Annotated in this window: 11 protein-coding genes and 1 pseudogene; 6 read left to right on the forward strand and 6 right to left on the reverse strand. The window is 65.1% G+C overall.

Translation table 11 applies throughout. From position 1 onward, the window contains the following. Nucleotides 1-10 precede the first annotated feature (10 nt). Complete coding sequence (locus HWQ56_RS15025; RefSeq protein WP_176571011.1) at nucleotides 11-1,045, forward strand: PstS family phosphate ABC transporter substrate-binding protein; 1,035 nt, start codon at nucleotides 11-13, stop codon at nucleotides 1,043-1,045. Then, the gene (locus HWQ56_RS15030; RefSeq protein ID WP_176571012.1) at nucleotides 1,042-2,052 is read left to right on the forward strand and encodes a PstS family phosphate ABC transporter substrate-binding protein; all 1,011 of its coding nucleotides are present in this window, start codon (nucleotides 1,042-1,044) and stop codon (nucleotides 2,050-2,052) included. The genes HWQ56_RS15025 and HWQ56_RS15030 overlap by 4 nt, the downstream gene beginning before the upstream one ends. Before the next feature lie 105 nt (nucleotides 2,053-2,157). On the opposite strand, the gene HWQ56_RS29445 is transcribed toward HWQ56_RS15030, so the two are convergent. Both HWQ56_RS29445 and HWQ56_RS29450 read right to left on the reverse strand, forming a co-directional pair. Further along, nucleotides 2,158-2,757 carry a methyl-accepting chemotaxis protein gene (locus HWQ56_RS29445; RefSeq protein ID WP_425331966.1) on the reverse strand — a complete coding sequence of 200 codons (600 nt, stop codon included), beginning with the start codon at nucleotides 2,755-2,757 and terminating at the stop codon, nucleotides 2,158-2,160. After that, nucleotides 2,746-3,477, reverse strand: a pseudogene (locus tag HWQ56_RS29450) (PAS domain-containing protein); the annotation flags it as partial. The pseudogene HWQ56_RS29450 and the gene HWQ56_RS29445, both read right to left, overlap by 12 nt. 159 nt (nucleotides 3,478-3,636) lie before the next feature. On the opposite strand from HWQ56_RS29450, the gene yghU reads away from it, so the two are divergent. Further along, nucleotides 3,637-4,476 carry a glutathione-dependent disulfide-bond oxidoreductase gene (gene yghU / locus HWQ56_RS15040; RefSeq protein ID WP_176571013.1) on the forward strand — a complete coding sequence of 280 codons (840 nt, stop codon included), beginning with the start codon at nucleotides 3,637-3,639 and terminating at the stop codon, nucleotides 4,474-4,476. 99 nt (nucleotides 4,477-4,575) lie between these two features. After that, entirely contained in the window at nucleotides 4,576-4,881 is a 306-nt protein-coding gene (locus HWQ56_RS15045; RefSeq protein WP_176571014.1) for a hypothetical protein, read from the forward strand. 90 nt (nucleotides 4,882-4,971) lie between these two features. On the opposite strand, the gene HWQ56_RS15050 is transcribed toward HWQ56_RS15045, so the two are convergent. Continuing rightward, a complete protein-coding gene (locus HWQ56_RS15050) occupies nucleotides 4,972-5,874 on the reverse strand; it encodes a LysR family transcriptional regulator (protein ID WP_176571015.1) in 903 nt (300 codons plus the stop codon). Between the two features lie 115 nt (nucleotides 5,875-5,989). Here HWQ56_RS15050 and HWQ56_RS15055 point away from each other — a divergent pair, with 115 nt between their 5' ends. Together HWQ56_RS15055 and HWQ56_RS15060 are read left to right on the forward strand one after the other, a co-directional pair. Beyond that, on the forward strand, nucleotides 5,990-7,198 hold the full coding sequence (locus HWQ56_RS15055) for an MFS transporter (RefSeq protein WP_176571016.1): 1,209 nt from the start codon (nucleotides 5,990-5,992) through the stop codon (nucleotides 7,196-7,198). Continuing rightward, complete coding sequence (locus tag HWQ56_RS15060) at nucleotides 7,195-7,590, forward strand: hypothetical protein (RefSeq protein WP_158154054.1); 396 nt, start codon at nucleotides 7,195-7,197, stop codon at nucleotides 7,588-7,590. The genes HWQ56_RS15055 and HWQ56_RS15060 overlap by 4 nt, the downstream gene beginning before the upstream one ends. Nucleotides 7,591-7,653: 63 nt before the next feature. Here HWQ56_RS15060 and HWQ56_RS15065 read toward each other — a convergent pair whose 3' ends face one another. The 3 genes from HWQ56_RS15065 to macA form a co-directional block, all read right to left on the reverse strand. Continuing rightward, complete coding sequence (locus tag HWQ56_RS15065; protein WP_158154053.1) at nucleotides 7,654-7,911, reverse strand: hypothetical protein; 258 nt, start codon at nucleotides 7,909-7,911, stop codon at nucleotides 7,654-7,656. A gap of 137 nt (nucleotides 7,912-8,048) precedes the next feature. Further along, nucleotides 8,049-10,055, reverse strand: coding sequence for a MacB family efflux pump subunit (locus HWQ56_RS15070; protein ID WP_176571017.1), 2,007 nt, complete (start codon nucleotides 10,053-10,055; stop codon nucleotides 8,049-8,051). Between the two features lie 2 nt (nucleotides 10,056-10,057). After that, the gene (gene macA / locus HWQ56_RS15075; protein ID WP_176571018.1) at nucleotides 10,058-11,209 is read right to left on the reverse strand and encodes a macrolide transporter subunit MacA; all 1,152 of its coding nucleotides are present in this window, start codon (nucleotides 11,207-11,209) and stop codon (nucleotides 10,058-10,060) included. Nucleotides 11,210-11,266: the final 57 nt, after the last annotated feature.

The following is an 11,266-nucleotide window of genomic DNA, read 5'->3' on the forward strand; positions in this document are numbered from 1 at the left end:
AGGACCGATCATGACCCCTTCCTTCACACAGGCACTGAGCCTGGCCGCGGCGATGCTCACCGGCCAGGCCTCGGCCGCCAGCCTTGATCCGCAACTGCAGGCGTACACCCCGCAAGCGGTGCAACCGGCGCCCGGCGCACCGTACCTGACGCCCGAGGGCGCCATTCGCATCGGTGGCGCCGAGCACGTGCGCTACATCGTCGAGCGCTTCAATGCCGCCCTGGTCGAAAGCCACCCCGGTTGGCATTTTCAGGACGAATCCCAAGGCACCACCAGCGCCGTGCCGCTGCTCACCCACGGGGTGACGCTATTCGGTGCGATGGGCCGCGAGATCAACCCACTGGAGGTCAAGGCCTACAGCAAGATCGTCGGTACCGCGCCCCTGGAGATCCGCATTGCCCTGGCGGCCAACGACACCTCCCACCACCTGGCCACGTCACTGGCGGTGTACGTCAACCGCGCCAACCCGCTGGCCCAGGTCAGCGCTGCGCAGGTCAGCCGCGCATTGACCGTCGGCAACCCGGACGGCGACCTGTCCACCTGGGGCCAATTGGGCCTGGGCGGCGACTGGCGGGAGCGGCGCATACACCCCTACGGCACACCGGAGTTCACTGGTTTCGGCACCTACCTGCAGGCCAACCACCTGCAGGGCCGCCCCCTGACACCGGGCTACGAGGCCTACGGCAACACCGAGGCGATTCTTGCGCGCCTGGCCGCCGACCCGGCCGGCCTGGCGGTGGCGGCCATCGGCCTGAGCGACGCCCATATCAAGGCGCTGCCGCTGGTGGACGAGCACGGGGCCGTGACCACCGGTACCGAGGCTGAAGTCCGCGAAGGTCGCTACCCCTATGGGCGGTTCCTGTACCTGTACCTGCGCCGCGAGCCTGGCAAAGCCGTCGATCCGGTGGTACGCGAGTACCTGCGCTTCGTCCTGTCGCGCCAGGGCCAGCAGATCATCGCCAGCCAGCCCCAGGGCTACTTCCCCCTCAGCGCTGCCCAGGCCCGGGCGGAACTGACCAAACTCGACGAGGTTGCCCCACGATGATACCCCTGCTCAAATCCATGGCTTGGCTGGGCCTGTGCCTGCCCATGACCTGGGCCCAGGCCGACAGCCTGACACCGCCCGCGCACGCCAGTTATCTGACCGCCGACGGCGCCATCGCCATCATCGGCAACGACGGCATGCAGCCACTGATCGAACAGCTCAACGCGCTGTTCGTGCGCCAGCATCCCGCCTTTCGCTTTGCCGTCACCGCCCAGGGCTCGTCGGTGGGCCTGCCTGCCCTGACGGCCGGCGCCACCGCCATCGCGCCATTGTCGCGCGAGCCCTGGCTGGGTGACCTGCACGGCTTCGAGCAGGTGTTCAAGCGTACCCCCCTGGACATCCGCATCGGTTATTCGGGGTATGGGCCACGCCCCAATGGCAAGACCCCGCCCGCGGTGTACGTGCACCCGGACAACCCGCTGGCAAGCCTGGACCTGAACCAGTTGGCCAAGGTGGTCACCGCTGGCCAGCCAGGGGGCGATATCAATACGTGGGGGCAGTTGGGCCTGAAAGGTGATTGGGCCTGGCGGCGCATCCACGTCTACGGCCTGCGCGACGAGGGTGGTTTTGCCACCAACCAGCGCATGGATCGCTTTGGCGGCAAACCGTTCAGCCCCCATTATGAACCGCTGGACAGCGTGGGCGCAGTGCTCAAGGCCGTGGCCACCGATAGTCACGGTATCGGGCTGGTCGGCTGGGCCAACAGCGGCACACTGGCGCCTGGGCTGCGCATCGTGCCCCTGGCCGCCAAGCCTGGCGAGGCGGCACGGGGGCCTGCGCTGGAAGACGTGGCCGCCGGGGCGTACCCGCTATCGTCGTACCTGCACCTGTTCGTCAATGCGGCGCCGGGCCAGCGCCTGGAGCCGTTTATCAAGGCCTACCTGGCGGCGGCGTTGAGCGATGAAGGCCAGGCCTTGGTGCGGAGGCAAACCGCGGGTGCCGAAGGCTATGTGCCGTTGAGTGCGCAGGACCTGGCCCAGGAGCGGCGCAAGCTGGACAGCCTGTAGTCGCCAGCTCGGCGGTGCTCTTTTCCCGAGCTTCGCCCGGTCCCACACGGTGCGCGTGGTCGCCAGAGGGGCCGGGCACCGTTCGAAGAGCATGCGCCGCCGAGATCAATGGCTCAACTGGTTGCTGAACTGCCCCACCGCATCCACTACTTTCTGCGCGCCTTCCTGAATCTCGGCGATCACCGCCCCGGACTGCGCCGCCAGGTCCAACCCCTGTTCGGCCTGGCGTTTGCCCTGCTCGATGACCTGCACGGCCTCCTCGGCCAGCGTCTGGTTGCGCGATACCACCGCCACGATCTCCTCGGTCGCCTGGCTGGTACGCGAGGCCAGTTGCCGCACTTCATCAGCCACTACCGCGAAACCCCGCCCCTGCTCGCCCGCGCGGGCAGCCTCGATGGCTGCGTTCAAGGCCAGCAGGTTGGTCTGGTCGGCAATGCTGCTGATGCTGTTGATGATGGTGCCGATGACCTGCGACTGCTTGTCCAGGGCGGCGATACCCTCGGCGGCCTTCTCCATCTGCGCCGCGAGTTGCCGCATCACGTCCACGGTTTCCTGCACCACGCGGCTGCCCCGGCGGGCGGCCGCGTCGGTGTCTTCGGAGGTGCTGTAGGCGATGTCCGCGGCGTCGGCCACGGCCTGCTCACGGTTGACCTGGTCGGTGATGACCGTGGCGAACTTCACCACCTTGTACAAGCGGTTGTGCACATCGGTGATGGGGTTGTACGAGGCCTCCAGCCATACCGTGCGGCCGGCGCTGTCCACGCGCTTGAACCGGCTGGCCACGTACTCGCCCCGGCGCAGGGTGTCCCAGAAGGCCTGGTATTGCGGGCTGTTGAATTCATCGGGGGCGCAGAACAGGCGATGGTGCTTGCCCACGACCTGATCGAGCCGATAGCCCATGGCCCCCAGGAACCGCTCGTTGGCCGCCAGCACCACGCCATCGAGGGTGAATTCGATGACTGCAGTGGAACGCTGCAAGGCCTCGATCAGGTTCTGATGTTCGCGGGAGGTCACGATCGTGCGGGTCAGGTCATTGGCAAACACCGAGCAGTGCTGCACACGGCCTGCGCTATCGCGCACTGGCTGGACAATGGCCCGCAGCCACGCTTCGACGTTGTCACCCCGGCACAGCTGCAGGGCCCCGGCCCAGTGGGCGCCGTTCTGGATCGCCCGCTTCATGCGTTTGAAGTGCTCGGAATCGGTGGCCTGGGCCGGTACCAGGTCGACCAGCGCTCGACCCACCACCTGCTCGGCGCGGTAGCCCATTTCCTGCTCGAAATTGCGGTTGGCGTAGAGGATCCGGCCCTGGGGGTCCAGGGTCAGTGCCAGCATCTCGGTGTCGAGGCTGTCCTGGACCTGCTGCAACGACGACAACTGTTCATTGGCAACGGACAACGCGTGCTTCAACCGCTTGTTAAACATCATGGGGACCGTGTCTCAAAAAGGCTTGATAAGGGGCAGGTTCGTGGCACTGCTATCGGCATCGAAACGCACGGCTTGAGTCCTGGCCGTTACCTTGCCGCCGCCCATGACCGGTGCATCGTGTTAAGGTGCGAAACATCGTTGACCAGGAGGTTTGATTCCATGAGCAAGACCCCGTACGTCCCACCCAAGGTCTGGACCCACGAAGCACCGTCGGGTGGCCAATTCGCCAATATCAACCGCCCTGTCGCCGGCCCTACCCACGACAAGGAACTGCCGGTCGGCAAACACCCTTTGCAGCTGTATTCCCTGGCCACGCCCAACGGCATCAAGGTCACCATCCTGCTCGAAGAGCTGCTGGCCCTGGGACACAGCGGCGCCGACTATGACGCCTGGCTGATCCGTATCAACGAGGGCGATCAGTTCTCCAGCGGTTTCGTCGACATCAACCCCAATTCCAAGATCCCGGCCCTGCTGGACCGTAGCGTCGCCCCCGCGGTGCGCGTGTTCGAGTCCGGTTCGATCCTGCTGTACCTGGCGGAAAAGTTCAGCGCCTTCCTGGCCAGCGACATCGCCACCCGCACCGAAACCCTCAACTGGTTGTTCTGGCAGATGGGCGCCGCGCCCTACCTGGGCGGCGGTTTCGGGCACTTCTATGCCTACGCGCCGGAAAAGATGGAATACCCGATCAACCGCTTCACCATGGAAGCCAAGCGCCAACTGGATGTACTCGACCAGCGCCTGGCGCAGAGCCAGTACCTGGCCGGCGACGACTACAGCATCGCTGACATCGCAGTGTGGTCGTGGTACGGGCAACTGGCGCTGGGCAAGCTGTATTCGGCGGCCGAGTTCCTCAGCGTGCAGGACTACACCCATGTACAGCGCTGGGCCCAGGCCATCGCCCAACGCCCGGCGGTGGTGCGTGGCACGCGGGTGAACCGCACCTGGGGGGATGAAGCCTCGCAGGTACCGGAACGCCATCAGGCGGCGGACCTGGACTGAGGCTTTACCGAACCTTTACCCACCCTAGACCTGCGTTTACACGGATCTGGTGTTTCATGTGTCCATGGCGAACCCACACTTTTCGCCAAAGGAGACACCATGATTTCGAAGATGACCAAAGCCCTGATCCTGTCCGGCTGCCTGATCGCCGCCGGCACCGCCTCCGCCGACCAGCGCGACGTGATCGTGCCTGTCATCGCCGGAGCCGCGGTGGGCGCAGTACTGGCCACTGTCATCAGCGGCGGCCACGAACACCATCATCCTCACTACTACCAACCGGCTCCGCGCCCCGTGTATTACCAGCCGGTGGCGTACGAATACCGCCGCTACGCGCCACCACCGCCACCGCGCTACTACGACGCCGGCTACCACCGCGGGTATGACCGGGGCTACGGCCGCTGGTAAGGCGCGCTGTAGCAGCGGACCTGGCCGCGTCCACGGTGTTTGCGGTACGCCTGATGCAACGCAGTGCCCGTGACGCGGCCAGGTCCGCTGCTACAAGGGGGTGGAGGGTGGCGGGAAAACGTGCGCGCACAGGAAGTCCACCAGTGCGCGCACCTTCGGCGAAGCATGAGGACTGCCCGGCCACAGCACATGGAACACGTTGGTATGTACTACATATTCCTGCAAAACGGGCTGCAAAGTGCCAGCCGCCAGCTCCTCGCGAATAGCGAAATCCGGTAGATAGGCAATGCCTAGCCCACGCAACGCAAAGCACACGCGCGTTTCGATGTTGTTGCAGATCATCGCCACGGGCAGTTGCAATTCCGCTTCGCCCTCTTCACGGCGCAACACCCAAGCTTCCAGCTTGCCGCTGCTGGGGAAGCGGTAGTGCAGGCACGCGTGCCTGAGCAGGTCCGTGGGCACCCTGGGGGTACCCCGCTGCGCCAGGTACGCAGGGGACGCCACCAGCAACAGCCGGAACACGCCCAACCGGCGCGCGGAAAGCCGCGAGTCGCCGGGCTCGCCCGTGCGAATCACGGCATCGAAGCCTTCATCGATGACGTCCACCAGGCGGTCACTGAAGTCCAGGTCCAGCTCGATGTCGGGGTAGGCCACCATGAATTGTGCCAGTACCGGCAGCATCAATGGGCTGACCATGGGCAGGCTCACGCGCAACCGGCCCCGGGGCGCAGCCGACGCCTGGGCGAGTTCCTGTTCGGCACTGTCGAACTCGGCAAGAATGCGCCGGCAGCGTTCCAGGAACATCGCGCCTTCGACCGTTAGCGCCACGCTGCGGGTGCTACGGTGAAACAGGCGTGCGCCCAGGCTCTGCTCCAGCCGGCTGATACTCTTGCCCACCGCTGACGCGGATATTCCCAGCAGGCGGCCGGTCGCGACGAAGCTGCGGGTTTCAGCCACCTGTACGAAGACGGCGAAATTGCCGAGGCGATCCATGGCACTCCTCCATTGCGGAACAAACAGTCCGTAAAGCACGGAACACTACCCTACTTTGTCTCAGGCCTGGAACTTTCTACCGTGTGCGGCATTCTCCTGAACCTGGATGTTCCCCATGACTGCGCGCCCTTCACCTGCCCCGCCTGCTCGCCCCTTACCGCTGGGTGCCTTGCTGGCCCTGGCCATGGCCGGCTTCATCACCATTCTCACCGAAGCCCTGCCCGCCGGTTTGTTGCCCCAGATGGCCGCCGGCATGCACGTGGCGCCTACCTGGCTCGGCCAATTGATTACCGCCTACGCGCTTGGCTCGATGCTGGCGGCCATTCCCCTGGCTACCGCAACCCAGGGTATGCGGCGTCGGCCGCTGCTGATGGCGGCGATCGCCGGTTTTGCCGTGGCCAATACAGTGACGGCGTGCTCCAGCAGCTACACCCTGACACTGGTAGCGCGGCTGATAGCTGGCATCTCGGCGGGTCTGCTCTGGGCGCTGATCGTGGGCTACGCGGCACGCATGGTGCCCCATGAACAACAAGGCCGGGCCATTGCCGTAGCCATGGTTGGCACACCCTTGGCGTTGTCGCTGGGGGTTCCGGCGGGCACGCTGCTGGGCAACATACTGGGATGGCGCCTGTGCTTTGGCCTGATCAGCGTATTGACGCTGGTCTTGATGGCCTGGGTACGCCTGGGCCTGCCGGACTTCGCCGGGCTGCCCGGTGGCAAACGCCAGACCATCCGCCAGGTATTCAGCCTGCCAGGGGTACGTTCGGTGCTGTTCGTGGTGCTGACGTTCGTGCTGGCTCACAACATCCTGTACACCTACATCGCACCCTTCCTGGCCACCGCGCACCTGGCCGAGCATACTGAATGGGTGCTGCTGGTGTTTGGTGTGACGTCGGTGCTGAGTATCTGGGTCGTTGGCGCGCTGATCGACCGCCACCTGCGCCGACTGACCCTGGTCAGCACCCTGCTGTTTGCCCTGGCCGCGTTGTTGATTGGCCTCGCTGGTACCCAGCCCGTGGCGGTGTACGCCGCAGTGGCGTGCTGGGGGCTGGCGTTCGGTGGCGCCGCCACCCTGTTCCAGACCGCCCTGGCCAAGGCGGCCGGTGACGCCATGGATGTGGCCCAGGCCATGCTCGTCACGGCCTGGAACCTGGCGATCGCAGGCGGCGGCATCGTCGGCGGGGTGTTGCTGGACCGCTTCGGCACCACGACCTTCGCGCCGGCGGTGCTGATGCTGTTGCTGGCGACGTTCTGGGTCGTGTGGTCGGCCCGCAGGGGCGGGTTTCCGGTGGCGATTATTCATGTGAAGGGAGCACTACCATGAAGTATGCAGCAATGGTCGCCGCCTTGTTGGCCTGTAGCCTGGCCAGCGGCGCGCCGTTGACCAGGATGGACGAATTGAACCTCAAGTGCGAAAAGGAAAAGACTTCGCTGTTTCGGGACAATAACGGCACGCCCTCGTGCGACCACATCGCCCGCATACAGCGCGATTATGAAGCGCGTACGGCCGCTCTCACCGCCGACCTGCGCAAGCGCTGCAATCAGGAACAGACCTCGTTGTTTCGCGACAACAACGGCACGCCCTCCTGCGAGCGCCTGGCCCAAGCCCTGCGTGACCGTGCCAGCGGCCCGGTGGGCGACAGCTTCCACTACAGCCCCGAGCGCGGCAAATACTGCTACTTCAACGAGGCCGACGAGCCAACGTCCTGCCCCTGAGTGCAGCCTCCTCGTCACTTGTTTCCCAGGCTTCGCCCCGCCGTGCAGTGCCGCGACAGCCCGCTAGGGTTGCGCCCCGGCCCGGCCGGCCAGCTCGCGGCGCAATCGCGCAATTTCGTTGCTGTCGCTGCCGTGCATGGTCACCAGCGCCGCGATGCGTTGGCGGCACGCGCGCAGCTCGGCGTTGGTTTCATCCAGCTCGTTGCTCAACAGCAGGCACTGGTGCTCCAGCAGCTCCAGTGGCGAAGGAAACGGCGCCGGGTCGGGGAAATTCATGAGGTCGTCGGTCATGAGCGTAAGGTTGCCAGTGGTGGAGTACAAGTGTTCTCCTTGCAGAATAACGCCAACCACTGGATGGATCAACAGTACATTACGCGAGCCCGTCACAGCGGACCTGGCCGCGTCCCGAACACCACGCAACACCCGCCCCACCGCAGGCCACTGCTAAACCGCCAGCCTCAATCGCGCGCCAATGCTTCGATAGGGTCCAACCGTGCCGCATTGCGGGCCGGGACGAAGCCGAACAGGACCCCGATCAGGGTCGAGCAGGCGAAGGCGGTCACGATGGAGGCCGGCGAGAACACCATTTCCCACTGTTTGACGAACAGGGTGAACAAATAGCCGATGCCATAGGACAAGGCTATCCCGACCACGCCCCCCATCAGGCACACCATCACCGCCTCCACCAGAAATTGCTGGCGGATATCGGACTGGCGCGCGCCCACCGCCATGCGGATGCCAATTTCGCGCGTGCGCTCGGTGACCGACACCAGCATGATGTTCATCACCCCGATGCCCCCCACCACCAGGGAGATTACCGCGATCAGCGACAGCAGCAGGGTCAGCGAGCGGCTGGTTTTCTGCACGGTCTGCATCACGCTGTCCAGGTTATTGGTGAAGAAGTCCTTGGTGCCGTGGCGCTGCAACATCAGTTTGTTGACCTGCTCGTCCACCATCTTGCTGGGCATCCCATCCTTGATGCGCACGCTGATGCTGTCCAGATGCCGCTGGCCCAGCACGCGGCCCGCGGCCGTTTCATAAGGCACCCAGATGTTCAGGCTCTTGTTGGCCACGAACAGGTTCTTGTTGTCAGCCGCCACGCCGATCACCGTGCACGGCAGGTTGCCGATCAGGATCACCTGGCCCAGCGGGTCGGTGCCATTGCCAAACAGGCGCTGGGCGGTGTTGTGGTCGATCACCACCACCTGGGCCTGGCGTCGGGCGTCGTCTTCGCTGAAGGTGATGCCGGCGGCCATGCGGATGTTGCGCACCTGGAAATAACGGTTGCTGACCCCGTTGAGCTGGGCATCGATGTCGATGTTGCGGTAGCGCACCAGGGTGCTTTGGCCGATCACCGGGGTGGCGCTGTCAATGTAGTAGAGCTGATTGAGGGCGGTGACATCGGCCAGCACCAGCGTTTCGATGGACTTGGCCCGGCTGTCGCCAAACGTAGCGCCGGCATACACGTCGATGGTGTTGCTGCCGATGGCCTGGATATCCTTCAGCACATAGCGCTTGGCACCTTCGCCGATGGCCGAGATGGACACCACCGAGGTGATGCCGATGACGATGCCGAGCATGGTCAGCAAGGTGCGCATGCGGTGCGACACCAAGGCGATCCAGGCCATGTTGAAGGCCTCGCGAAACAGCCCCAGCCCCGCCACCAGCCGCCGCGGCATGGCCCTGGCGTGCGTTTCCCCCTGGGCTTCCAGCGCCGGCGTCGTGCTGGGCGGCGTGCGGCGGTCGGCGATGATCTGCCCGTCGCTGACCTCGATGATGCGCTCGGCATGGGCCGCCACCTTGGGGTCGTGGGTCACCAGGATCACCGTATGGCCGGCGGCGTGCAGCTCCAGCAGGATGTTCATCACCTCCTTGCCGCTGGTGGTGTCCAGGGCGCCGGTAGGCTCGTCGGCGAGGATCACCTGGCCGCCGTTCATCAGCGCCCGGGCGATACTCACCCGTTGCTGCTGGCCGCCGGACATCTGGCTGGGGCGGTGCTCAAGGTGGCCAGCCAGCCCGAGGCGTGTCAGCAACTGCTCGGCACGCTCATGGCGTTGGCTGGGCGAAGTGCCGGCGTACACAGCCGGAATCTCCACGTTATGCACCGCGTCCAGGTGCGGCAACAGGTGGTAGCGCTGGAAGATGAAACCGAAATGGTCGCGCCGCAACGCCGCCAGGGCTTCATCGTCCAAGTCACGGGTTTCCTGGCCCTGCACCTGGTAACTGCCACTGCTGGCGTGATCCAGGCAACCGAGGATGTTCATCAAGGTCGATTTGCCCGACCCCGACGCACCGATGATCGCCACCAGTTCGCCGGGGTGGATCTCCAGGTCGATGTGCCGCAAGGCCAGGAACTCGCGGTCACCGGCCATGAAGCTGCGGCTCACGCCCTTGAGCCGCAGCAAGGGCAGGCTGGCATCGACGCTGGCCTCGTGCAGGGCCTGCAGGTCTACTTTGAGGTTCATGCCTAGTTCCCCGCCGTGGCCGTGGCCAGTTCGCCGATCACCACCTTGTCACCTTCGGCCAGGCCTTGGGTGATCTGCACCTGCACATTGTTGTTGATGCCGGTGTGCACGGTACGCGCCTGGGCGAACCCCTTGCTGTCCACCACTTGCACGCCGTAGCTGCCGTCGGCATTGCGCGGGCCCAGGGCGGCCACCGGCACCGTCAAGGCCTGCTGGGCCGTACCCAGCACGATGCGGACCTGGGCGGTCATGGCGATGCGCAGGCGATGGTCGGGGTTGGGCACCTCGAACAGCGCGTTGTAGAACACGGCCTTGTCTTGCTGGGTCTTGCTACCGGTGGCGTCGGTGTCCAGGTAGTTCTGCGGCGCCGGCTCGGTGCCGCGCAGGGTGGCGTAGTAGCGCTTGTCTTCGCCCAGGATGGTGAAGTACACCGGTTGCCCGGGGCTGATATGAATCACGTCGGCCTCGGAGACCTGGGCCTTGATGGTCATGGTGTCCAGGTCAGCCAACTTGAGCAGCACCGGCGCCAGTTGGTTGGCGATGACCGTCTGGCCTTCCTGGGTGACGATGCCCACCACGTCACCGTCGATGGGCGCGATGATGCGGGTGTAGCCCAGGTTGACCTTGGCGGTGTCGATCTGCACCTGGGCGCTCTTGATCTGCGCGTCCAGGGAGCGCAGGTTGGCCTGCTGCACCTCGTAGTCGGATTGGGCGTTGTCGTAGTCCTGGCGCGAGATCGACTCGTCGGCCTGCAGGTCCTTGTAGCGCTCGAACAGGCGCTTGGCCTGGTCCATCTGCACCTTGGTGGACATGCGCTCGGCCTGCAATTTTTCTTCGTCGACCTCGGCCTGGCGCAGGGTGTTGCGCAGCACCAGCGGGTCGATCTCGGCCAGCCACTGGCCCTTCCTGACCTTGTCACCCAACTTGATTTTCAACGATTTCAGTTGCCCCGAGACCTGGGCGCCCACGTCCACCTGCTTGATGCCTTCCAGTACCCCGGTGGCCAGCACGGCGTTCTCGATGTCGTTGCGCTGCACCTGGGCGGTGATATAGGTGGGTGGCTTCTGCGGCCCGCCCACGGCGTACAGCACCGCGCAGGCCACCAGGGCCAGGGTGGTGCCTACGGCTATCTTGCGTCCTTTGGACTTGTTCATGGCTGCCTACTGTTCAATGCGCGGCGGGGCCTGCCGACAGGCCCCGCCATCAGGGTT

This window comes from Pseudomonas eucalypticola, from assembly GCF_013374995.1.
Lineage (GTDB): Bacteria > Pseudomonadota > Gammaproteobacteria > Pseudomonadales > Pseudomonadaceae > Aquipseudomonas > Aquipseudomonas eucalypticola.